This is a genomic window from Flectobacillus rivi (assembly GCF_030056655.1).
Lineage (GTDB): Bacteria > Bacteroidota > Bacteroidia > Cytophagales > Spirosomataceae > Flectobacillus > Flectobacillus rivi.
The window spans coordinates 190,110-215,650 of record NZ_JASHIE010000012.1 but is presented as its reverse complement, the minus strand read 5'-3'; the positions used below and the strand labels follow the sequence as shown (position 1 = coordinate 215,650).

The window sequence follows — 25,541 nt, the reverse complement described above, 5'->3', positions numbered from 1 at the left end:
AACACTCACTATGGGATGGTGTTACTGATAATTATTAAATCTTGATAGGACGTCAAGATTAGTGTATATTTAAATTTGGTAAGTTGTTTATAATAAGAATATTATAGTTGAGTAAGTTTCTATTTTGATGAAATCCTACTGTTTGAGCCGAAGGCGAGTTTAGGATTTCTTGACTTTCTTTTGTTACTTTTCTTGTGTCAAGACAAGAAAAGTAAGGAGTGTCTAATGAAAATTATGTTTTTTACGAAGGCTATCATAATTTTTAAATGTGACCTAATAAAATTCTCTTTCCAACCGCTAGATACATAGATAGTAATTTTTATGAAATTCGACTTTTTGCTCAATAAGCGCAACATCTTGTTGATTTGGATTGCAGTGGCAGTAGCAATGGCCATGAAGCAGTACTTTACGGGCGATAATCCTCACGCACATATCAACAACTTCATTATTTTTAAGACCAGCTTCTGGCACTTGATTCATCAAGAGCATCTATATGCCTATCATCCCGACGAATACGTAGATTTGTTTTTGTATGGACCGCCTTTTGCGGTAATGATAGCGCCTTTTGCCTTAGTTCCGACTTTACTTGGGGTAATTTTGTGGAATGTGGCCAATGCCATTGCACTACTTTTCGCGATTTATGAATTACCTTCTTTCGACGAAAAAACCAAAGCTATTATGTCATGGCTTTGCCTCAATAGCTGTATTACCAGCCTTATCAATGTGCAGTATCATGGTATCGTGACCGCTTTGATTATTTTGGCTTATACTTTTATCAAGAAAGAAAAAGACTTCTGGGCAGCTTTTTGTATTGTGTTGGGTACTATGACCAAGCTATATGGCGTAGTAGGGCTGGCATTTTTCTTTTTCTCCAAAAATAAACTCAAACTTATTGCTTCTGGCTTGTTTTGGATAGCGGTATTGTTTGTATTACCAATGGCGTTTAGTTCGCCAGCTTATATCCTTCAGACTTACCAAGAATGGCTTGAAGTATTGGTGAAAAAGAATGATATCAACGAAGTTTTGACGAATCCTTATCAAGACCTTTCGGTGATGGGTATGGTACGAAGATTGGTGCAAGATGCCAGTATTTCAAATTTATGGTATATCCTACCAGCGGTTTTGGTATTTGCGCTGTCATATATACGAATCAACTTGTTTTTCAATACCCGTTATCAATTATTGCTTTTATGTTCGACGTTGATGTTGGTCGTATTGGCAAGTACAGGCACCGAAGCTTCTACTTTATTAATTGGGTTTGTAGGCGCAGTGATTTGGTATATGCAAAGTGCTAAAACCACTACTGACAAAGCGTTGTTTATTTTTGCTTTGCTGGTGACAAGTTTTGGTCCTACTGACTTGATGCCCAAATATATTAGAAATGAATTTTTAAGAAAATATGCTCTAATGGTATTACCCATGTTACTAGTTTGGATAAAAGTACATTGGGAAATGTTGGCGAGTAAGAAAGAGGAGTTTTGAGAGGAGGCGCAAAGGAGCAAAGGCACAAAGTGATTTGAGTGATGAGTTAGGAATGTGGAGTTTTGAGTGAAGGCATAAAGGCATTTAGGCTTATCTAGTTCGCGACTTAGTCTCGGACTAGGGATGTAATAATTCCCTTTGTGCCTCTGTGCCTTTGCCACTTTGTGCCTTCACTCAAAACTCTATACTCCTCACTCAGCACTTAATACCTATTCTGCAAAAGCAATAATATCGAAGTGTTTCCAATCTAACATATTTTGTTTTTGAGGAATAGGCGTAATGGCTGCATCTTCTTCAAAATCATCCATTTTGTTGATTTTATAGCCTTTTTGACTAATATAATTAAACAAATCGTGGCGATCTTGCTCGGATAAGTCTTTGAAGCATTCAAAAATCAACGTGGGCTTGTACTGGTCAAGAAGCTTACTGATTGATTTCAAGATTTGAATATCATACCCTTCTGCATCTACTTTAATCAAGGAGATTTTACTCACTTCTGGATATTGTGTGTGAATAAAGTTTTGAAGGTTGACTCCTTTTACTTTTTCTCCTAAACCAAATTTTCCATTTTTTCCACTGATTCCACCATTGTTGAAGCTTGCCTCAGAAGAAGCATACGAATACTCGCCTTCTTCCACTGCAATAGCATAGGGTAAAGGAATGATGTTGGAAATGTGACGGTTTTGGTCAGCGTTTTTCTGTAAAATTTTAAAAACGTGAGGGTTGGGGTCAAAGGCTAGAACTGTGCCTTGTGCACCAACTGCCAAAGCCATTGGAAGAGTAGTGTCGCCAATGTGCGCGCCAATGTCAATGACAAAATCGCCAGTTTTGAGGAATTTACGATAGAAATTAACCTGACTGAGTGAGATAGTTTTCTCTTGTTCTAAAGGGTTTAACCAACAAGTGAAGTTGATATTGCCGATTCCTTGGATTGAGATGACAGAGGTCGCGTCACCATAATCACTAAATTTGCGTTTGGCCACAAACTTAGTGTACTTCTTTTTTAGGTAATTGAACATTCGTATGTGCGTTTAAGGTTGGACTATACTTGTATTAGAGGAAATATATGTTCCGCAAAAATAGCCTTAAATTTGCAGAAAATCGGTTTTATAACAAATTTTAACAATATGCACATTTTGATTTTCCACAATGCTGTCATTCCTGCATTGGAATATGGAGGAACCGAACGAGTGGTTTGGTGGTTGGGCAAAGAGTTGACCCAAATGGGGCATCGTGTTTCATTTTTGGTTGCAAAAGGTTCAGAATGTCCATTTGCCGAGGTGCTGTTTTATAATCCCGAGCTTTCATTAAGTCTACAAATTCCTGATTATATCGATGTAGTACATTTGAGCATACCACCGCCCGAAGATTTCCCGAAGCCTTATGTTTATACGGTTCACGGTAATCCAAGAGCAGATGAAGTGCTCGATCAAAATGCAGTATTTGTTTCAAAAAATCATGCAGAGCGTCATAACTCTACGGCTTATGTGTTGAATGGAATAGATTTTGAAGATTATCCCAAACCTTCTTTTTCACATCAAAGAGGGCATACTCATTTCTTGGCAAATGCCTCATGGCGTGTAAAAAATGTAAAAGGAGCGATTCATATTGCCAAAAAAGCGAACGAAAAGTTAGCAGTTATGGGTGGGCATCGACTCAATTTTAAGATGGGATTTCGTTTTACTCCCGACCGTCATGTAAGGTTTTATGGAATGGTAGGAGGAAGAGTAAAATTTGATTTATTACATCGTTCTAAAGCCTTACTATTCCCTGTGTTATGGCATGAGCCATTTGGGTTGGCTATCGTCGAAAGCCTTTATATGGGTTGTAGTATTTTGGGAACGCCCTACGGTTCGTTGCCCGAAATTGTAACTCCAGAAGTTGGATTTTTATCTATTTCGGAAAATGAATTGGCTGAGAAGCTGAAAAACATAGCACAGTTTGACCCGAAAATTTGCCATGAATATGCCAGAGATACTTTCACTTCTCGACAAATGGCATTGGGGTATTTGCAGTATTTTGAAATGGTTTTATCAGGAAAAAAAATCAACTCAGTTGCACCGAAAGCGCTGTTTGATTATCCTAAATTTTTACCTTACGAAGTAAATTAAACATGAGTAATCTCGAATTTAGCGATTTAGTGATTTAGCGAGTGAGTGATTATGTAAAAATTTGTATTCAATCAGTAGAGACGCAATGATTGAATACAAATTTTAAATTAATTGCTTATAACACTCTATAATTTTTATATTCTCCAATTCTCCAACCTGTTGTTTTTTCAATCCACATTTTCACGGAGTTTTTAAAATTGAGTTTCTTTTCTTTAATATCAAAATCAAAAAGCCAGTTCATTCGCTCTACGCGAGCCTTCATGACTAGTGGATGAGAGCCGTCGAAATGTGTTAATGAGTCGATTTCGGAATAGTCAAAATCCTCTAATTCTTGTGAAATCTTTTCCACTTTTTGTTCGCTATGCCAAAAGCGACTAGAGCTTTTAATCTTTTCTTTTTGGATTTCAGGAGGTTTTACCCAACCATAATGATAGATAAAGGCATCAATGAGTTTGACTTTGAGCTTCTGGTTATCTTTTGTTCTAAAGCCTTGCGCATCACGGTAAGACAAGACATTGCCTGTATTGCGCACTACGCGAATTTCGCGACGATACCAGCGATGTGCATCAGCTACATAATTGTAAGAGCCATAAAAGTGCAAGTATTTGAATAATAGTCCTTCTATTTCAGATTTGTGAAGGTTATCCTCCATGGCTTTTTTAATGACAGGAAGGTACTTTTCATGTACCACTTCATCGCCTTGGATATAAAAACACCAGTCAGCATCGGGCGAAATAGCTGCTAGAGCCTTATCGGTTTCGACTGCTAGCACACGTCCACCTTCACGTAAAGAATCGTCCCAAATCGTTTCAATGATTTTGATTTTGGGCGACTCTATACTTTGTATTAGTTCTATGGTACCATCTTCCGAATTTCCTACGGCAACTACCAGTTCGTCACATATTGGCAATATCGAAGTAATAGCTTCGATGATGGGATAGTCGTATTTGATAGCATTTCGGACAAAAGTAAATCCTGCAATCTTCATTTTTTTTGATAGCTTTAATATTGTGATGGGATGTGAGATAGGTAGTTTGAGATTGAGTCCAGAATATTTTAACAAAGAATATGTTAAAGGTTTGATTTGTTAAAATAGTGAAAATTACCTTCGCCACTCCTTACTTTTCTTGTCTTGACACAAGAAAAGTAACCGCAGCGGCGGCCGCAAAAGAAAGTCAAGAAATCCTAAACTCGCCTTCGGCTCAAACAGTAGGATTTCAGAAAAATAAATGTCCAAACCCTCTATTTTGAATGATTGATAAATAAACTCTTAGCTCAATATCCGAAATCAAAAATCCACAATCCGAAATCGTATCAGCTTTGTAGGCTGCTTAGTTTGGCATAATAGCCATTTGGAATTTGCACAAGTTCTTCGTGTGTTCCTTCTTCTACGATTTGTCCTTTACTAATAACGATAATTTTATCCGCATTTTGGATGGTACTCAAACGGTGAGCAATGACCAAGGTGGTACGGTTTTTCATCAAATTAGTCAATGCTTCTTGTACCAATTTTTCTGATTCCGTATCTAGTGCGGAAGTGGCTTCGTCCAAAATCAAAATTGGAGGGTTTTTCAGTACCGCTCTCGCAATACTCAAGCGTTGACGTTGTCCACCCGACAAACGACTTCCTCGGTCACCAATAACGGTTTGATAGCCTTCAGGTGACTGAGAAATAAACTGATGTGCATTTGCAATTTTGGCAGCTTCGATAATTTGCGCTTCTGTGGCGTTGGCACCAAATACGATATTGTTTTCGATTGTATCGTTAAATAAAATAGATTCTTGCGTTACAATCCCCATTTGACGATGTAGCGATTCAGCAGAAATAGCTTTCAAGTCGATACCATCCAAGAGAATTTCGCCACCTGTTGGGTCATAAAAACGAGGAACTAAATCGGCTAGGGTAGACTTTCCACCGCCAGACTCGCCAACTAGTGCCACTGTTTGACCTTTAGGAATAGTAAATGAAATATTTTTCAAAACGTCCTTTTCTCCATTATAGCTAAATGACACGTTTTTAAATTCAATTCCTTTGTCAAAACTAGGTAAATTTATAGCATTCGGCTGGTCTTGAATCGCAGACTCCGTTTCCATCAAAGCAATAATACGCTCAGCCGAAGCAACGCCTCTTTGAACACCACTAAAGGCATCAGCGATAACTTTGGCAGGTCTTTGTACTTGTGAAAACAACGCCAAATAACTGATAAATTCAGATGCCGTAAAACCACCTTCTTTGTTGATTACCAGTGAGCCACCGTATAACAAAATCCCAGCAATCACCATTACACCCAAAGTCTCAGAAGTAGGAGAGGTCATTTCTTGACGATAGACCATTCGTTGAACTGACTGTTTGTATTTAGTATTCAAAGTATCAAATTGCTTGATAATAGTACCTTCAGCATTAAAGGCTTTTACCACACGCATACCGCCCAAAACTTCATCAATCGTGCTGATAATCGTACTTAAGTTTTCCTGAACCTCTAAAGCTTTTTTACGTAAGCGACGGGTAATACCTGCGATAGCTCCACCAGAAATAGGTAATATCAGGATAGAGAAAAAGGTCAACTTAGCAGAAAGTGTAAACAAGAATACAAAATATACCACTAAGGCAAATACCTCTTTTAATGAAGCTGTAAAAGCACGAGCAATAGAGTTTTCGATTTCTTGAATATCGGTTGTCAGGTGTGACATCAAATTACCTTTGCGCTCATTATTGAAAAAGCCCAAATGCAGACTAACCGTTTTTTGAAAAACGGCATGTCTCAAACTCGCAATCGTTTCAGATTCAACAGTTTTAAGGATTCTTTGAGAAAGATAACGGAATACGTTTGAAAGAAAAACGGATACCACAATGATAGCACAGGCAAACTGGAGCGCGCCCATACGACCATATACATCCAACATATTGTATAAATAGTAGTTGAAAGTATCAGAGAAAAACTCTTTGCTCAAGCTAAAATCAGGAAGTTGCGTAACTCTTTTTTCTGCTTCTCCGCTTTCGACCTGATTAAACAAAACCTTCAATAAAGGCGAAAGTAGAGCAAAGTTGAGTACTCCAAATATGCTGGCTAATAAAGATAGTATGAAATAGGGCGCAATATACTTTTTGAGTGAAGTGGTATATTGTAAGATACTTAAATATGTTTTCAACGAATGATGATTTTGAGTTTGTTTTGAGTTATGAATAATTTGAGCAGTTAGGAGTCTCTAGTTTTAAATATTATATCAAACTTTGCCAATAGCCGAATACCAATAGCTCATACCCTAAACTAATACTTCACCTGAATACCGTGATAATATTCTTGTGCTTGATAGTCTTTGCGAAGTGGGTGTCCGTCCCAATCTTCTGGCAATAGGATTCTTCGTAAATCTGGATGTCCCTCAAAACGAATACCTACTAGATCAAACGCTTCACGCTCGTGCCAATCTGCTGTACGCCAGATATGGCTTAGTGTAGGTACGCTTGGAGCAGGTTCGTCTTTGGCATTGCGTGGGACAATCACCTTAAGCATCATTTTGTGCTCATAAGGAATAGAGTACAAATTATAAATTACTTCCATTGTCGCTTTTTCAACACCATTATCTAAGGCCGTAATGCACGACAACATATCGAAATAACAGTTTTCATTTTCGAATAAAAACTTTGCTACAACAGCAATTTTATCTGTTGTAATATGTAGACATTGATGGTCTTTTCCTAGAATGATATCTGAACCTAATTCAGAAACAATTAGGTCATTGATTTGGTCGAAAGTCATGTTTGAGGGCGCTAAGTTTGGCTATTGATTAAGCTGAAGCAAAAACAGGTTTTTGGTTACGAGCTTCTTCCTGTTCCATATCTAAAATGGCTTTAGGTGCTACGATAGTTTCTTGACGGATTTTTTCTTGCAACTTCAAAAAACCACCAATCAATGCTTCTGGACGAGGAGGACAGCCTGGCACATATACATCCACTGGAATAATGCGGTCGACACCTTTTACCACATGATAACCGTGTTCCCAGTAAGGTCCACCACAATTAGAGCAACTACCCATCGAAATCACATAGCGAGGTTCTGGCATTTGTTCGTACAAACGACGAATACGGTCAGCCATTTTGAAGGTAACAGTACCCGCTACAATCATCACATCTGATTGGCGCGGCGAAGGGCGTGGAAATACCCCAAAACGGTCGAGGTCATAGCCCGAAGCCATGGTCTGCATCATTTCGATTGCACAGCAGGCTAAGCCAAACCCCATGGGCCATAACGAACTCAAACGAGCCCAATTGAGCAAGTCTTCTACTTGACTAAGTACAATATTATTTTCTTCGAATTGCTGGTCGAGTAATCCCTTCATATCTGAAAATGTTAGATTGAGGTATGTGATTGATGTTAAGGAATACCAATTCTAAATCAACAGCACAATATCGTTTTTGATTCCCTAGCCTGCAAAGATACAAACCCCTCTGCAATTATGATGAAGGAAGGGGAAAAAAGGCGTTTTAAGGAGGCATTAGTAGTGAGGCATTAGGCATTAGTAATAGTGTAGATGCAAAATTCTGCCACTCTCTGCCTGGCTACTACTCTTTAAGGTCTCAATATTCAACTTTTCACTCTTTGCCTAACCCCTAATCCCTGCCCCCTCAAAAAAACTACTTCACCACCGTCACATATCCTGTTAGCGCAGGGAGGTTTACGTTGGGTTTGATGACGTAGTAATAGGTTCCTGTAGGAATGCGTTGACCCTCTTGGATACCGTCAAAAGGTTGATTGTAGCCTTTTGAATAAAAGATTTCATTGCCCCATCGGTTGTAAATCTTTACTTCAATATTAGGATATTCATCGATGCCATCCAATTCCCAAGTATCATTCATTCTGTCGCCATTGGGGGTGAAAGAATTAGGAATGTCGATTTTGGGATAAACAAAAACATTGATTTTATCACTTGCCTTACATCTACTAGTATTGGCAACGACTTCAAGGGTATATTCTTGATGCGAAATAGGCGCAGCTATAGGAGAAAAATCTGTTGGATTCAATAAGCCAGTTGTAGGTGACCAAGTAAAACTATATCCCGAACCTTGACTACCCACTACGGGAATTTGGACTTGTTGTCCTCTGAAAATCGTAATATCTTCTCCTAATTGAACTCTAGGAACTCTATCGACGATAGCATTGCTAGTAGCAGAATTTTTACAGCCATCAGCCGAGGTGTATTCATATACAATTGGCCACACTCCCGAACCCGCTTTGGATGGGTCAAATACCGAACCTATCATTCCTTTTCCAGTAAATACTCCTGCATTGGAGCTAACAGGTGTAACATAGATGCTCAAATCTGTTGAAAGATTCTTGGCTTCGCAAAATGAAGGAATAGGGGCAAAGGTAACGGTTGGTTTGGGGGATACCGTAATCGCAACCTCGGGAGCATTCTTTTTACAGCCCTTATCTGAGGTAGCCTGCAATTGATAATTTCCTGATTGAGTTACATTGATGGTTTGGTCAGTACTAAAATTGGCACCGTCTTTTTGCCACAGCCACGTTGTACCAGCATTCACTTCGGCTTTAAGAGTTACCAAGTCACCTTCACAGATATAAGTTTTGTTTGAAACATTTTGAGCATCAACTTGAGGAAGTGGATTTACGGCAATATTGAGTGAAGCATCAAAAGTACAGAATGGACTATTTTTCTGGGTAATCACCAATCTGTAAACTCCTGAACGGTCGTAGTCGATGGTGCTGTTGCTATTAAGAGTTAGACCATCAAGTGTCCATTCGAAGGTAAAGTTTGCTGATGTCGCTCCAGAAATATTCGGGGTAATCGTTCCTGGCGATTTGTCCTCACATATTGTTGTACCTAAAGATGGCGTTAACGACAGTCCAACACCTCCATCGCCGATAACTCTGGTTAACAGTGAGGTATCTGTAGGCTTACATGTAGCAGTAGGGTCATTGATTTCAACTCTATAATCACCAGTAACATCATCATTGATGCGAAGTTTGTTGGTAGTAGCATTAGGTAACGGGTTGCCGTTATAATACCATTGGTAAGTAGCGTTTGGGTTTGCCTGTGTTTCGAGTACTCGGTAACTTTTCTGACAAAGGGTTATCGTATTTTTATGAGCAGTACTGATACTTCCTGCTTCATATATTCTTGGCTTTTCTACTTCTTTACAGTCTTTTACCAAAACATCATATTCCACCTGAGCTTGACTAATGATATTTCCGCCCATTTTCTGGGTAGCCATAATTTTCATGGCATATAATCCCTCTTTATTAGGCTGAAACTGCACGGTTCCTGCGTTGGATAACACAATCGGAATGCTTGATGCAATCGGAGAACTAGTTGAATATCCCGACATCCAACTTACTTCTTTGGGAGACGCCAACTGTGGTAATACCAGAGGTGAACTCGGCGAGCTTAAGCCTTTATAGAGCGGCTCAAAAGAATATTCTATGCTAGTACCACCAGAGTTAATCACAGGTAGATTAACAAATTTGGCTTGGTTTAAGCAGTAAAAACTTCCTTGTGCTTCTTGAAATGCAGGAGTTTGAGTAATGGCATTGGTGAAGAAAAGATACAGTATCAAACTCGAACTGCTAGGATTAGCAATATTGATCAACTGACTACTTCGACAACAACGCTCCGCAATGACATAATACCCATCGGGGTCTGAAAGTCGGGTAAAGTCGAGTGTGATATTTTTGCCTAATACTAAATCTTTTGACTTTAAGGTACCAATATTGCAATTGTTGGGATAGGTCAAGTCGATACCCGTAGAAGACCCTCCTGAAAAATCAATAACTCCAGAAGCATCAATACTGGTGGTGACATCTACATTATCTCTTTTTCGAAAAACCTTAGCTCTTAAATCTTTAGTGAGTGCGCCAGATGCTAAGTCTGCCTGATTGATGGCGTTATGTAAAGAGATGTATAAATGAACAGTAAGTTGAAATTGATTGGTCGTTCCCGCAACTTTTGAAAGCTGCAAATACCCTCCAACAAAAGGGTCTTGAGCAAACATAGGTTGCACGGTTGTTAAACAAAGTAGGATGATTAATAAACGTAACCTCATTAGCAATTGGGTTTATTATAAGTAATAGTACGTTATTAGTTAATAGGGTATCTGTTATTGGAAAATGCTCGTAATCAAAAAAAACTTTTGTGCTACCGCTAGTTATCGAGTGATACACTCGATACGGATAGAATAAATCATGTTTGACATCTTTTGAAATACGATCTAGCTAATAAACGAAAAAAGTGTATTCAATTGGATAAAAGGTGTTTGTAAAAATACATAAAAACCTTCTATCTTATTGAATACACTTCTTTTCTTTGAAAACTATAGGGTTGTTTTCTGTTGAAAATGGTTACTTTATTACGGTCAAATATCCTGTAAGTGTAGGCCAATCTTTTCGGATTTCGATAACATAATAATAGGTTGATGATTTGACTTCTTTATCATCTATAATTCCTTTGAAAGGATTACTTGCGTAGTCATTGGTATTAAATACTTCGTTGCCCCAACGATTAAATAGCTTTACCGAAGCATTTGGAAATGAGGTTGTGATGTCTGACAAATCCCAAAAATCATTGATTCCATCCTCGTTTGGCGTAAATGTATTCACAACTTTTCCACTGACAAAAACCTTTACGATTTTTTCATCGGCACATTGGGTGGCTTTATCCGTTACTTTCAACGCATAATTGGTTGATTGGTTGGGCGTTGCTACCGTCACTGGCGTGTTTACCTCACTAAGTCCCGTCGCTGGTGACCATAGTAAAGTATAATCCGCAAGGTTGGTACTGGTTGCCAAGCTACTAGTTAAAGTTGTAGATTCTCCCGCTTGAATGACCACATCAGGACTTAGCGTAAATACTGGTGCGGCACCAATCTTGAGGTTAGCTGTAGCTTTGGATTGACAGCCCGCATTAGCGCCAAAGGTGTAAGTAATGTCATACGAACCAGCTCCGTAGGTAGTAGGATTGATGGTTGTACTGGTCAAAGTTGTTCCTCGTGAGTCCTTAAAAACTCCTCCAGAGTTATATGGATTAACAAATTTTGTTAGATCAATCGTTGCAGTAGTTGGCAAACAAATAGGGTCTAAACTAAAAGTAACTGGGGTTGAGGCTGTGCCTGTGACAGTGATGTCGCTTGTTTTGGTACAACCTGATACTGTTGAGACCTTTAATTGAAAAGTATTTGTACCTAAATCTTTTACTTTGATAGAATTACTTTTTTCGTTTGGCATAATAGCATTATTCTTACTCCAAACGTAATCGAAGTCTGAGCTATTAAGAGCACTTATTACAAAGTCATCCGAATCACAATAATCAGTCAGACCGCTACTAGTAGTTAGTGTGGCATTGGGTTGAGTAGGGTAATCAATTGTTTTTTTCAGAATATAGGTACAATTATTTGCATTAGTAGCTGCATTTCTCAATGTAACAGTATATTCAATTTTTTGAGCCTGAGTAGGGAGTGGAAATTCATCTACAGCGAAATTCGTAATATCGTATTGAATACCATTAAATGTTTTTGTTTGCTTTACACCATCTATATACCATGTATAAAGAAAATCAGTTTCTTGAAAAGTAGAACCAGGAGGGTTTTCTTTCACATTTAGGAGAAACTTGGTACAAGCATCACGATATACATGACTTAGATATAAATCCAACCCAGGTCTTTCTGTCAAGGTAACATTTGAGGAGGCTTTAGGAAGTCCGCAGCCATTTTTGGCTGATACCAAAACGGTATATGTTCCTGCACCTTCAGCCTTCACCTTGGAATCCGTTGCACCAGCGATATTTAAACCATCTTTTTGCCATTGATAAGTATAATTACTATTGGCTGGAGTCGACAAGTCGATATAACCATTTTTGCAAACGGTTCCTGTACTGATAGGACTTCCAGAAGCATCGCTAATTACAGGTGTTGCAGATACTGTTGCTGAACAATCTATCACTTTCAATACAAAATCTCTACGAGTTTTGCCAATCGTTACACCATTCCTTTTTTCTGTAACTTCCACACAAAACAAATACGTCCCCACTGTACTGGCTGTAACCGACAATATACCCGAAGCATTAATACTTAGTGCTGGACTCCCTGGGATTTGTGCGGAGGCACTGCTTCCACCTGCCCAGCTTACAGTTGCGTAACTGCCTGAACCTGTTGGGGTAGGGTTGCTATTGGTGCTTGTTGATGAGCCTTTGTAGGGTGTTACCAAGGCATAAGAGAGTTGGTCGTTGTCACGGTCGTTTGCTCCGAAGTCATAGCTAAACGCTTGCCCTTTACAGATATACGCACCTGTAATAGTATGAAATTCGGGTGAGGAGTTATAAAACTCATTGCCCGACTGCTTGAGCGCAGGAAACTCCAAATAAAATAATGCTCCTGTCGATGTTGGACTGCTAATATTGGTTACGTTGGCTCTACAGCATTTTTCTACAACAACATAGTAACCGCCCGCATCAGCGTAGTCTGCCGAGGACACCACAAAGTCACCTTCGTAGTCTACTTGCAAAATGCCAAGTTGCTGACTATTAGCACAATCTTGATTGTTGAAAGACACCTCTTTTCCTGTGAGCGAGGAAGCCTTGAGTGTAAGCGAAGCCTTGAGTGTGTTATTACTTTTCTGAAAAATACCTACCTTGAGATTATCATCACTGCTAGTTGGCGCGCCACCAGATTTGTCATAATACACATGAAGTAATAGACGAAATTTTCCATTTGTAGTGCTACTTCTGCTGATTAGTTCTAAATTACCACCCAGCACCGAAGCTGCGTGTACATAATTTGAGATAATCATACATAAACAAAAGCTTAAACACCTGAAAATGTGCTTGGTCATTTGAAATAAGGGCTTATAGTGTTGTGTTACATTAAGCGGATTCACTAAAGCTGGCGGGCCTTAAGGGATTTCTAGCAATAATTGTGCTAGAACAACTCATTCATACTCATTGACGATAGAAACTATAAAGTAATTGAGGATAAAAGGGTAGATGGGAGAACGGAGTATTTACTACAAAACTCCTACAATATGGAGCAAATTAGTAAATGAATGTTTTTGTAAATATAATCTATTCAATGACAGAAATCGACTTCAGTGGTATTGGTATTGCTCTTTTGTAAATGATTAATAATCAGATACAAAAGGGTGTTTATAACTTTTTGAGATAGTTACTTGTTAAAATCTAATAATACTAAATTTACAAAATATTTAGGAAGATAAAAAGCGCTCAATGGCTGTTTCGCATGAAAGATATGTGAGAAGAAGTTAAATTTGTAAATATTTTACATCGCATTTACCTGAGACCCAATTGACGGACATTCAAAGCGTAAAGTAAACACGTAAGCTATAATGCAAAATAAGACAGCATTAATACGCTTTAAGCAGTAAGCCGTAGGCAAAAAAGGTTTACTTATTTCATGAGAAATACTTTTCAACTTTTAGACTACTGCTTAAAGCCTAGCGCTTATAGCGGGTAAAATTAAATTAATTTTGCCCACTAACTTTTCGCTTCTGTGCCTTTGTCATTTAAAAATAACAACATGCAAAACGATTTTTTTGAAACTAGAATTGAGTTACTCCGAAACGTTGGACCACAGCGTGGACAATTACTCAATACAGAGTTGCAGATTTTTACTTTTGGGGATTTGATTCAGTATTATCCATTTCGATATGAAGATCGAACGCAGTTTCACTACATATCCGATTTGACTGAAGATATGGAATATGCCCAAATCAAAGGTCGTTTGCGCACGTTTGAGAAGGTAGGAGAGGGTTTCAAACAAAGATTGACAGGGACTTTTACCGATGGTACAGGTTCAATGGAATTGACTTGGTTTCAGGGAATTACTTGGCTCGAAAAGCACCTTCGAATGGGAGCTGAATATGTACTTTTTGGTAAACCATCCTTTTTTCAGGGACGCCCACAAATGCAACATCCCGAACTGGAGTTACTCAATGGGACAAATGAAAAAGGAGGCTATTACCAACCCGTTTATAGTGTTACCGAAAAGCTCCGCAAAAAGTACATCGAATCCAAACAGATTGCATTAATGCAAAGGGCTTTGTTGGAAAAAGCCTATCCTCTGATTCGAGAAAATTTACCTACGTTTTTGCTACAAAAATATCGTTTGGTTGCCAAGCGAGACGCCATTTATAATATTCACCTGCCACATTCTGACCAGTGGCTTCATCAGGCTCGTCGACGCTTGAAGTTTGAAGAATTATTTTATAATCAACTTCGCTTAATCAAACAAAAAGTGCTACGCCGAGTTGATTATGAAGGTCAGATATTTAAAAGTGCAGCTTTACTAAAAATTTTTTACGATGAGTATCTTCCCTTTCCGTTGACAAATGCGCAAAAGCGAGTAATTAAAGAAATCTTCGCCGATATGCGCATGGGGCGACAAATGAACCGCCTTTTGCAAGGAGATGTAGGTTCGGGGAAAACTATTGTGGCTTTTATCTGTATGTTGTTGGCAATCGACAATGGAGCACAGGCTTGTTTGATGGCGCCAACCGAAATTTTGGCCGATCAACATTATCAAGGTTTGAAGGAATTTGCCGAATTGCTAGGAATAAGAATCGAAAAACTTACTGGTTCGACTAAGAAAAAAGCTCGTGCCTTGATTCACGAAGGCTTACTAGATGGCTCTGTAAAAATCATCGTTGGAACGCACGCTTTGTTGGAGGATATAGTGCAATTCCAAAATTTAGGACTTTGTGTGATAGATGAACAACACCGTTTTGGCGTAGCACAGCGAGCTAAACTTTGGGAGAAAAACAAATATATGCACCCACATATCTTGGTCATGACGGCCACGCCTATTCCAAGAACCTTGGCAATGACGCTCTACGGTGATTTGGATGTTTCGGTGATAGATGAACTACCCAAAGGTCGTAAACCTATTAAAACTGTTCATCGCTATGATTCTCATCGTCTCAATGTTTTCGGTTTTATGCGTGATGAAATCCAGAAAGGGCGACAGGTGTATGTGGTTTATCCTTTGATAGAAGAATCCGAAAAGTTGGATTATAAAGACTTGATGGATGGCTATGAAAGTATAGTGAGAGCTTTTCCAGAATACCAAGTAAGTATTGTGCATGGAAAAATGAAGCCTGCCGATAAGGATTTTGAAATGCAAAGATTCGTAAAGGCAGAAACCCAAATTATGGTTGCAACCACAGTAATTGAAGTAGGTGTGAATGTGCCTAATGCTTCAGTCATGGTGATTGAAAGTGCCGAAAAGTTTGGTTTAGCACAGTTACATCAGCTTAGAGGAAGGGTAGGGCGTGGCGCCGAACAAAGCTTTTGTATTTTGATGACCGACTTCAAACTGTCGAAGGATAGTCGTACTCGTATCGAAACGATGGTACGCACCACCGACGGTTTCGAAATAGCCGATGTAGACTTACAGTTACGAGGTCCTGGGGATATTTCGGGTACTCAGCAAAGTGGTATTATCGATTTACAAATTGCAGATTTGGCGAAAGATGGCGAAATACTGAAAGTAGCAAGAGAGTGTGCCCAAGCCATTTTAGAGGCCGATCCCAATTTGAGTGCAGAAGAACATTCAATGATTCGTGAGCAAATAGATTCTCTTAAAACGAATCAAAGTAACTGGTCGAGAATTAGTTAAATTTATATTAAGCGCAGAAAACTATATAGGAGCTTAGGATAAATCCTTATATTTGATTAAAACAATCTAAACAAATACCTTTCTCGTAAATAATAATATAGTAAAATCTAAAATCAGCAATCCCAAATCTACAATTGCAAAAGTTTGTCATGAATAATTCAATCAATAAAATCCAAGAAGCAATAGCCCCTTTAAGAGAGGCATTGACCCATCACTCAGTATATCATCAAATCAATCAAATCGAACATTTGCAGCTTTTTATGCAAGACCATATTTTTGCAGTATGGGATTTTATGTCGATTCTCAAAGCTCTTCAGCGCAACCTTACGTGTGTCGAAGTACCTTGGGTTCCTGTTGGTAGTGCCGAAACTCGTTATTTAATTAACGAAATTGTCAATGGCGAGGAAAGTGATGTTGACGAAGAAGGCGTTCGTATGAGCCATTTTGAGTTATATCTGGATGCCATGAGACAATCAGGTGCAGACTTATCTCAAATTGAACAGTTTTTGGCGTTATTATCCCAAAAAACAAGTGTTTCAGAGGCATTGGATATTGTAGGTGTAAGTCAAAGTGTAAAGGATTTTGTCAATTTTACCTTTGAAGTAATTGCTACCAACCAGCCACATATTCAAGCCGCTGTGTTTACATTTGGTCGTGAAGATTTGATTCCAGACATGTTTATTGCCATGGTGAAAGATCTACACGCCGAAATGCCAGAACGTATTGCCAAGTTTAGATATTACCTAGAGCGCCATATCGAAGTAGATGGCGATCACCACAGTCATTTGGCGATTCAGATGGTAACAGAACTTTGCGGAACAGATGAAACAAAATGGCAAGAAGCACTAACCTATTCGGTAAAGGCTTTACAAATGCGAAAAGTACTTTGGGACGGAGTAGAAGCTAAAGTGCAAGCCGTTGAGGTATAGTAATTAAGCAAAGAATGAATAAGATTAAGGATTCTTGAAATAATATGGTGACTTTTGGGAAAACCTCCATATTAGTAGAATCCATTTTTTTAAGATAGTTAATAGATTGATAAAAAGCGGAAAACCCTGTATAACAAGGTTTTCCGCTTTTTGTTTTTGAGATATTCCCCAAAAACATCAAAAGACAGATTTCAAGATGCCTGATTCTAGGAAATGTAAAATAATTCCTTTTGCTAAATAATTAGTAGATAGGACGGTAATTCAAAGTGCTTCTTGTAAATTTGCAACTCTTATAACAAAACACAATTTTCAATTCACAAAACAACGTTTAAACCAATGTTAAATCTCGTCTTGTTTGGACCTCCGGGGGCAGGTAAAGGAACACAGTCAGCCAAATTGATTGAAAAATACAATTTAGTACACATTTCTACGGGCGATATGTTCCGTGGGCATATTGCCAACGATACTGAGCTTGGTAAGCGTGTAAAACAAATTCTTGCAGATGGACTTTTAGTTCCAGATTCGATTACCATCGAAATGTTGGAAGAAGAAGTAAAAAATAATCCACAAGCAGAAGGATTTATTTTTGACGGATTCCCAAGAACAGTTCCTCAGGCTGAAGCTTTAGATGCTTTCTTAGTGAAAAACGGACAAAGTATCAACGGAGTAGTTCAGTTGGATGTTACAGAAGACGAAATCAAAACTCGTATTGCTGAGCGCCAAAAAGTAAGTGGACGCGCAGACGACGATGCAGAGAAACTTTTGAAAAGAATTGACGAATATTTCTCAAAAACAATCCACGTATTGCCATACTACGAAGCACAAGGTAAAGTGAGTAAAGTAGACGGTATTGGAGCTATTGAAGAAATTTTTCAAAATATTTGTAGTGCAATCGATGCAGTAAAATAGTTAGCTATTTGTAACTACGCACGCATCATTTACCACTCATACAGCTAGGCTTTGGACAAATCAAATCATCGATTCCTTTGTCTAAAGCCTAGTTTATTATAACCCAGTAGACCCAAGCGTAAAATAGAAGAACTGCTTTACGAAATAACGTAATTTGCTATCCCGATTAATTAGTTATTTACTTCCTTATAGGTCAATGCCTTAGAATTGCTTATTTTTGCAAAAGGATACAATAGAAGCTGCCAATTCTTATTCAATCTCGCTGAAAATATGTCTATAGCTCGTGGCTATGGGTCTTCAGCTAGGTCAAAAACCTAACCCCAAGTTTTATAGGAGATGTTCTGTCAATAAAGTTGAAATGTTGAATAAGACTTTATCATGACAAATTCCCTTATTGAACTATCAAATAGCAGAAGGGGTTTTCTAAAAACTGACAACTCCTGACCACTCTGCTTGAAAATCTCAATAAATAGTATTTAATCATTACAATTGGCCACAATCATAGGCCCTTTATAAATCTCAATTAGTAATTATGACATCAAACTTCATTGACTACGTAAAAATCAACGTTCGCTCTGGACATGGTGGTGCAGGTTCAACTCACTTTCGTCGTGAAAAGCACGTTCCCAAAGGTGGACCAGACGGTGGCGATGGTGGTCGTGGAGGACATATTATCCTCAAAGGGAATGCCCAACACTGGACACTTCTCCACTTAAAATATCAAAAACACATTTTTGCCAAAGACGGAAACGGAGGCGAAGGTGGCCGTCGTACTGGCGCACAAGGTCAAGATATGTATATCGAAGTTCCGCTAGGAACGATTGCAAAAGACCCTGAGACAGGAGAAGTTTTGGCAGAAGTTACCAAAGATGGGCAAGAAGTAATCTTGTTGCATGGCGGTAGAGGAGGCTTGGGTAATGTGCACTTCAAAAGCTCAACCAATCAAGCACCACATCATTCTCAGCCTGGTGAAGATGGCGAAGATATGTGGGTGATTCTTGAACTAAAAGTATTGGCCGATGTAGGTCTTGTTGGTTTCCCAAATGCAGGAAAATCAACTTTATTGTCAGTGCTTTCAGCTGCAAAACCAGAAATCGCTGATTATCCCTTTACCACTTTGGTTCCAAACCTTGGTGTAGTTTCTTATCGTGATTTCAAATCATTTGTTATGGCTGATATTCCTGGTATTATAGAGGGGGCAGCAGAAGGCAAAGGATTAGGAACACGCTTTTTGCGCCATATCGAGCGTAACTCTATCTTATTGTTTTTGATTCCAGCTACGGCCGAAGACATTACAGAAGAATACAGAATTTTGCTGAATGAGCTCAAAGAATACAATCCAGCTTTGTTGGATAAAGAACGCATGATTGCCATTTCGAAGATGGACTTAGTTACAGAAGATGAAGATTTAGCAAGAATTAAAACACAGATTCCAGAAAATCTTCCTTATGTAATGATTTCATCAGTGATGCAACAAGGACTTATGGAATTGAAAGATATGATTTGGGGCTCATTACAGAAAGCTCAAGAATCATTCGTACAACCAGAAGAAGAACAAAATGAGGAAGAAATCGAAGAAGGCAACGATCACGATTTCGCTGAATAATCTAGAATATTAATAGCTCACCTAAGAAAAGATGTACTTATTCTCTTGCAAAATAAGTACATCTTGCCAACCCCATCTAATTGCTTTTTAAAGAAGAAATATAATAAAGTACTTTGACCCATATAAAGAATGCACATCTCATTTAGAAAGCATCCCAAAAGAGTAAAATATTAGCAATTATGAAACAAATTTTCAAACTCTTCTTTTTCGTATTGTTGAATTGTTTGACGATACTATACGGAATTTCACAAGTTACCATCACACCTGTATCAGGAACTTATATTTGTACTGGAAACGGCACGGTAAAGCTTAGACTACCTAAAAGTAAAGCAGCCTACGAATGGACTAATACACAAACATCGACTGTTGTTGGTTCTGATAGTACTATTATCGTGAGCCCTGGTACCTATTCGGCTAGATACAAAGAAACAGTTGGAGGAGCATGGCTTTCGGTGAGCGCTTATACGGTTGCTCAAATTGTACCTACCACTCCTGTAATTTCTGCAAATGGCTCTACTTCTGGTGTTTTTTGTGGGACTGGTAGTATAACACTTTCATCTACAACCGCTGCCAATTACTCATGGAGCAGAAATGGCACTTCAGTTGGTTCATTACAAAGCTTATCAATTGCAGGTAACTCTATTGTAACTGGGGGTAATTATTCCTTTTCAGTTAGTACTACAGATGCAACTTCTAATTGCTCTGCAACCTCTAATGTGATTACCTTATCACTATATCCTTCCGCACCAGCAAAACCTACCATTACTCCCGATGGAAGTTTGTCTTTGTGTACTGGCGGTTCGGTAGGACTTAGTTCATCATATACAGCTGGAAGCAATATCTGGTCAAGAACTGTGGGTGGTTCGACAACTACAACTGGTTCTGCCAAATTAACAGTGAGCGACGCCAACTCTGTATATGTTGTTGCAAGGGATGCCAATGGTTGTGTGTCACCTGCTTCAGATGCTGTTACAACAACAATGAGTAGTTATCCATCTGCTCCTGTTGTAACGCCAAGCGGAAGCGTAAGTATTTGTGCAGGAGATAGTATCTTACTTAGTTCAGATAATAAAGGTACAGGTACTTATACATGGAGTAACGCATCGTTGGGTCAAAGTATTTATGCAAAAACAGCAGGTACCTATTCTGTTAAGTTTAAAAATGCTAGTGGATGTGAGTCAGTTTCATCAAATGTAGTAACTGTTGTCGTAAATGCTTTACCAGCAAAACCCACGATTTCAGCGGGTGGAGTAACTACATTTTGTAACGGTGGAAACGTCACGTTAACTTCGTCTTATAGTGCTGGTAGTAACTTGTGGAGTCGTTCGATTGGTGGAGATACAACAACAACTGGTGCTAATACTATTCGAGTATCAATTTCTAATTCAGTTACAGTGCGTGCAGTAAATAGCAGTGGTTGTAAATCACCTGCATCAAACCCAATGGTAATTACTGTAAATCCCGTACCAACGGCACCAGTAATAACACCAAATGGAACTGTTAAAATTTGTGCAGGAGATAGTATTTTGCTAAGCTCTGACAATAAAGGATCGGGTTCATATTTATGGAGTAATACCAAAACTACCCAGACTATATATGTGAAAACTGCGGGAACATACAACCTTACCTTTACTAATTCGTTTGGTTGTCAGTCTCCAGTGTCTAACTCTGTAGTAGTTGTCGTTAATACACTTCCTGCTAAACCTACCATTACAGTTGATGCTCCGATTATTTTTTGTGAAGGCTTTACTGTAGGACTATCTTCATCTTATACGGCCAATAAAAATGTCTGGTATAGAAACACAGATGCAGACACAGTTACCAATACGACAACAAAGTTGATTATTAGAAAATCTTCTATCATTACCGTACGTGCCTTGGATGCAAATGGTTGCTACTCTGTTGCTTCTGATCCTGTAACGACTAAGATGAATGCTCGACCTGCTACACCAGCTTTGAGTCTTGTAACTTTTACTAATAACCCTATTCTTCAAAATGGCCTTAACTTAGGGGTTTGTACAGGCGATAGTGTTCAGCTTGGTGTTACAAATAACTATGTAAAAGGAACATTTCTATGGACAGATAGCAGAACTACAAAAAATATTGTTATAAAAAATGCAGGAAATTATTCTGTTGTTTATACAGATACATTAGGCTGTAAATCGATAGTTTCATCAGTGTATGCAGTCACAATTAATGGCAGACCTGCGCAGCCTGTGATTGGATACTCCTCAGCGTTGGAGTTTTGTGATGGTGGACAAGTAGTGCTTACGTCTTCTCAGTCAGATAACTATCTTTGGAATACAGGTGAAACAACACCATTTATCACGGTTCGTACTACAGGTAACTATAATGTCATTGCGATTAACGATAAAGGATGTCGCTCGGTCTTAGCATCAACCAATGTACCAGTAGTTGTTAACCCTCTTCCTGTTAAACCAGTGATAACTGCTAGTGGTCCATTGACATTCTGTCCTGATAAAAGTGTTACACTAACCTCATCTGTTTCTGAAACTCAATATATCTGGACGGATTCTACAAGTGCTACTCAAAGTACAAGTTTTGATAGAGCAATTACTATTAATAAAGCAGGAGTGTATAGTGTACAAACAAGATCTGCCAAAGGGTGTATTTCTCCAAATTCTGATAAATCAAGAATTGTAGTATTAGTTGCTCCGCTTGCTCCTACTATTTTTGCAGTGACTCCTACGAGTGTGTGTGAAGGCAATACAGTTACTTTAGTAGCGCTTTATGCCAACGGTAATGTAGAAAAGTTTAGTTGGAGAAATGAAGAAACTCAGCAAGAGATAGCGACAACAAGTACAGTTATTTTAAAAGCATCGGGTCAATATAGTGTGAAGGTACAGGACTCACAAACTTGTAATTCTGCATATTCAACAGCACAGGTTGTTAAAATCAATGCCCTACCGACCAAGCCTGTTATCTTAGCTGTAAATGGTAAAATTATATGTGATGGCGATAGCGCTTTGTTACGTTCTAGTTTGCCAAATACATTACCTAATAATACAGCATCTTACAAATGGACTTTTAATGGTGCTGCATTGTCAGTAGTAACAAGAGATTTGTATGCCAAAGGAGCAGGAGGGTATGCTGTACAGGTTACAGATGCTAATGGTTGTCAATCTGTTGCGTATTCTGATACTGCAAAAATTACGGTAAATCCATTGCCAACTGTTCCAATTATTACAGCAGTAGGACAAAATCCTTTCTGTGCTGATAAAAGTCTTACGCTCAATTCGTCTGCTGATGTAGGCTACAAATGGAGTAATGGTGCTAGTACCAGAAGTATTACGATTAATCAAGCAGGTTTATATACGGTTCAAACTATCAATGGTTTTAAGTGTTTGTCTAAGCCTTCTAATCCAATCGAAGCTAAGGTAAATGCGCTTCCTGCTTCAACAAATATTTTTGCAAATGGTAATACCATATTCTGTTCTGGTGATAGTGTTCAAATTAGTACTATAAGTAACTTCAAAGCTTATTGGTGGGTTGGTGCTGATTCATTAGGATATGGTGCCAATAATGTTTGGTATGCCAAACGTGGAGGTAACTATACAGTACGTGTTCAGGACTTTAACGGATGTTTTTCTCCTGCCTCTACACAGAGATTTATCGATGTTAGAGCAACTCCTGTAACACCTGTAGTTACACAAGTAGGTTCTTATACTATTGAGTCGACAGGTGATGGCGATACAAACGGATATGAGTGGCTATTGAATGGAAAAGTAATTACTGGTAATGCTAAAAATATCAAAGTAAGAATGGATGGCAATTACCAAGTTCGTTCTAGCTTTACCTATACTCCTATAGCTTTGCCTGATAATAAGCTGGTTTGTTTCTCAAAAACTTCGGTAGTGAAGGCTTTCAAAGCTGACCCTAATCTTGATGGATTAAGTATTTATCCAAACCCTTCTACTACTGGTATCTTTACGGTTGAAGTGGCTGATGATTTGGTAGGTGCTCAGGTTGCGGTATATGATTTAGTAGGTCGTTTACTCTCTTCCTACGTAGTCGAAAAGTTTGATTCACGTAAACAAATTGATTTGAGTAATATACCTTTCAATTCATTTATTGTTCGTGTAAAGCTAGATGGTTACGAAAAAACAAAACATGTATCTGTAATTAGATAGGTTTTTCAATATACCATTGAGTGATTGGAGATTGAGTGCATGAGTGATTATTTTTAATATGAATTTTACGTGTAGAGATGCAATGCTTTGCGTCTAAAGAGGTATCATTCGAAATATAGTATCAAAAAAGGCGTTCGAAATCAGTTTTTCGAACGCCTTTTTAAGTGATAGTCAAGATATTTCTAATATCTGAGCAAATTTTAGCCTTCTTTAAAATTCAATTATCTAAATGTTGAATCCAGACAAACAAAAACAGGATCTCTTTCCTAAAATACACTAAAATTAGGGATGACTCATGTTTTGATACTACTATGTAAGACGCAAAGCATTGCGTCTCTACAATTAGAATATAAATTTTAGAATAATCGCTCATTCACTCAATTGTAAATCACTAAATTAAGGATGACTCATGCTTGTATTACTGCTGAATTTATTTGAGTTGTTTGACCATCACAGAGATTCCTTCCTCAAAACTAACAGGATTATACCCCAATTGATTAATAGCTTTGTCTAAAATAAAGCCTGTTCGAGGAGGTCGCTTGGCTTCCTGTGTAAAAGTATCTGCGGTAACTTCAGTAATGAGGGTTTTGTCTAAGGCAAAATAATTGGCAGTGGCAATAGCCATATCATAAGGACTCATAAAGTCTTTTCCCGAAATATGATAAATACCTTGAGCTTGCTTTTGGGTAGCCAGCCAACAACCTATAGCTAAATCTTCAGCCAAAGTTGGTGTCCGAAGCTGGTCGCTAACCACTTTAATTGCTTGACCTTTTTCCAAAGAGTTTTTTACCCAAAGAATAATATTGCTTCGGCTCATATCAGGTACAATTCCATAGACCAAAACAGTGCGGATAATACTCCAACTCAAATCAGAGGCTTGTACGCGTAATTCGGCTTCGTATTTACTTTTGCCATAAATCGAAATAGGAGCAGGCTGGTCGTCTTCCCGATAGGGACCACTTTCTCCATCAAAAACAAAATCGGTAGATACATGGCATAAATAGATATTGTGGCGTTGGCATTGCTCAATCAAGTACTCAACCGCCGTTACATTGGCCTCCCAACAACCTTCAGGATTTTGGTGGCATATATCCACATTGGTCATAGCTGCTGTGTGGATAATACTATCAGGACGCACTTTATCGATTACCTCTTGTACCTGGACAGGATTGCTTAAGTCCATTTCTTGATAGCTAAATCCCTCCGAAATACTAAGTCTACTTTTGCCTCTCGCTGTAGCAATTAGTTCAATTGCTGGATTATTTGCCAATAATTGAACTAGTTTTTGCCCTAGTAGTCCATTGGCTCCTGTAATCAAAATTTTTTGCATTTTATCCAATATGAAATAAGTCAAATCAATCTGTTATTTGCCCAGAATGTGTCATGCCACAATGATAGAGTATTACCGTTTTATTCACAAATCAAAAAAACAGAAAAAAATAGAAAAAAATAGATTTACATAAATCCGAACTTTCAGATAAGCCGTAGATATGTTTGTAAGTCGAAAATAACTATCGGTTTACCCGCCGATGGTTGTTTGGAGCCTTTACGCAATCAGCCAAGTAGTTATAATTTATCTTTAAATCATGTTAACCCTATTTTTCTTTTAAACCTTTTACTAAGACTCGAAGAAAAATAGTAAAGCACACTATCCTTGACAAGAAGTACCATTTACCTTAAAAATATATACTGATAATCCTTACAATTGATTAATATCCT

The 25,541-nt window shown here is 38.3% G+C and carries 15 protein-coding genes; 7 read left to right on the top strand and 8 right to left on the bottom strand.

Annotated features, from left to right (window positions below):
• The first annotated feature begins 321 nt into the window (after positions 1–321).
• Positions 322–1,482, top strand: coding sequence for a glycosyltransferase family 87 protein (locus QM481_RS17795; protein WP_283382708.1), 1,161 nt, complete (start codon positions 322–324; stop codon positions 1,480–1,482).
• Between the two features lie 209 nt (positions 1,483–1,691).
• Here QM481_RS17795 and QM481_RS17790 read toward each other — a convergent pair whose 3' ends face one another.
• The gene (locus tag QM481_RS17790; protein ID WP_166550612.1) at positions 1,692–2,501 is read right to left on the bottom strand and encodes an FkbM family methyltransferase; all 810 of its coding nucleotides are present in this window, start codon (positions 2,499–2,501) and stop codon (positions 1,692–1,694) included.
• Between the two features lie 108 nt (positions 2,502–2,609).
• Between QM481_RS17790 and QM481_RS17785 the strand changes: the two genes are divergently transcribed.
• The gene (locus QM481_RS17785; RefSeq protein ID WP_283382707.1) at positions 2,610–3,593 is read left to right on the top strand and encodes a glycosyltransferase; all 984 of its coding nucleotides are present in this window, start codon (positions 2,610–2,612) and stop codon (positions 3,591–3,593) included.
• A gap of 115 nt (positions 3,594–3,708) precedes the next feature.
• On the opposite strand, the gene QM481_RS17780 is transcribed toward QM481_RS17785, so the two are convergent.
• From QM481_RS17780 to QM481_RS24980, 6 genes are all read right to left on the bottom strand, one after another.
• Positions 3,709–4,581, bottom strand: a complete 873-nt coding sequence (locus QM481_RS17780) for a glycosyltransferase family protein (RefSeq protein ID WP_283382706.1) — start codon at positions 4,579–4,581, stop codon at positions 3,709–3,711.
• Between the two features lie 326 nt (positions 4,582–4,907).
• Positions 4,908–6,743 carry an ABC transporter ATP-binding protein gene (locus tag QM481_RS17775; protein ID WP_283370300.1) on the bottom strand — a complete coding sequence of 612 codons (1,836 nt, stop codon included), beginning with the start codon at positions 6,741–6,743 and terminating at the stop codon, positions 4,908–4,910.
• A 119-nt stretch (positions 6,744–6,862) separates the two neighbouring features.
• A complete protein-coding gene (locus QM481_RS17770) occupies positions 6,863–7,351 on the bottom strand; it encodes an NADH-quinone oxidoreductase subunit C (protein WP_283345326.1) in 489 nt (162 codons plus the stop codon).
• A gap of 28 nt (positions 7,352–7,379) precedes the next feature.
• Complete coding sequence (gene nuoB / locus QM481_RS17765; RefSeq protein WP_283382705.1) at positions 7,380–7,931, bottom strand: NADH-quinone oxidoreductase subunit NuoB; 552 nt, start codon at positions 7,929–7,931, stop codon at positions 7,380–7,382.
• A gap of 295 nt (positions 7,932–8,226) precedes the next feature.
• On the bottom strand, positions 8,227–10,650 hold the full coding sequence (locus QM481_RS17760) for a T9SS type B sorting domain-containing protein (protein ID WP_283382704.1): 2,424 nt from the start codon (positions 10,648–10,650) through the stop codon (positions 8,227–8,229).
• A 295-nt stretch (positions 10,651–10,945) separates the two neighbouring features.
• On the bottom strand, positions 10,946–13,387 hold the full coding sequence (locus tag QM481_RS24980; protein ID WP_283382703.1) for a T9SS type B sorting domain-containing protein: 2,442 nt from the start codon (positions 13,385–13,387) through the stop codon (positions 10,946–10,948).
• A gap of 743 nt (positions 13,388–14,130) precedes the next feature.
• Here QM481_RS24980 and recG point away from each other — a divergent pair.
• From recG to QM481_RS17730, 5 genes are all read left to right on the top strand, one after another.
• Entirely contained in the window at positions 14,131–16,227 is a 2,097-nt protein-coding gene (gene recG / locus QM481_RS17750; protein WP_283382702.1) for an ATP-dependent DNA helicase RecG, read from the top strand.
• A 149-nt stretch (positions 16,228–16,376) separates the two neighbouring features.
• Positions 16,377–17,156: a DUF3050 domain-containing protein gene (locus tag QM481_RS17745; RefSeq protein ID WP_283382701.1), complete on the top strand. Its 780-nt coding sequence runs from the start codon at positions 16,377–16,379 to the stop codon at positions 17,154–17,156.
• 336 nt (positions 17,157–17,492) lie between these two features.
• Positions 17,493–18,065 (top strand): adenylate kinase, encoded by a 573-nt coding sequence (locus tag QM481_RS17740; RefSeq protein WP_166550624.1) that lies wholly within the window; start codon positions 17,493–17,495, stop codon positions 18,063–18,065.
• Positions 18,066–18,594: 529 nt separating this feature from the next.
• Positions 18,595–19,671, top strand: coding sequence for a GTPase ObgE (gene obgE, locus QM481_RS17735; protein WP_166550716.1), 1,077 nt, complete (start codon positions 18,595–18,597; stop codon positions 19,669–19,671).
• Positions 19,672–19,850: 179 nt separating this feature from the next.
• Positions 19,851–23,822 carry a T9SS type A sorting domain-containing protein gene (locus QM481_RS17730; protein WP_283382700.1) on the top strand — a complete coding sequence of 1,324 codons (3,972 nt, stop codon included), beginning with the start codon at positions 19,851–19,853 and terminating at the stop codon, positions 23,820–23,822.
• A gap of 430 nt (positions 23,823–24,252) precedes the next feature.
• Here QM481_RS17730 and QM481_RS17725 read toward each other — a convergent pair whose 3' ends face one another.
• The gene (locus QM481_RS17725; protein WP_283382699.1) at positions 24,253–25,152 is read right to left on the bottom strand and encodes an SDR family oxidoreductase; all 900 of its coding nucleotides are present in this window, start codon (positions 25,150–25,152) and stop codon (positions 24,253–24,255) included.
• Positions 25,153–25,541 lie beyond the last annotated feature (389 nt).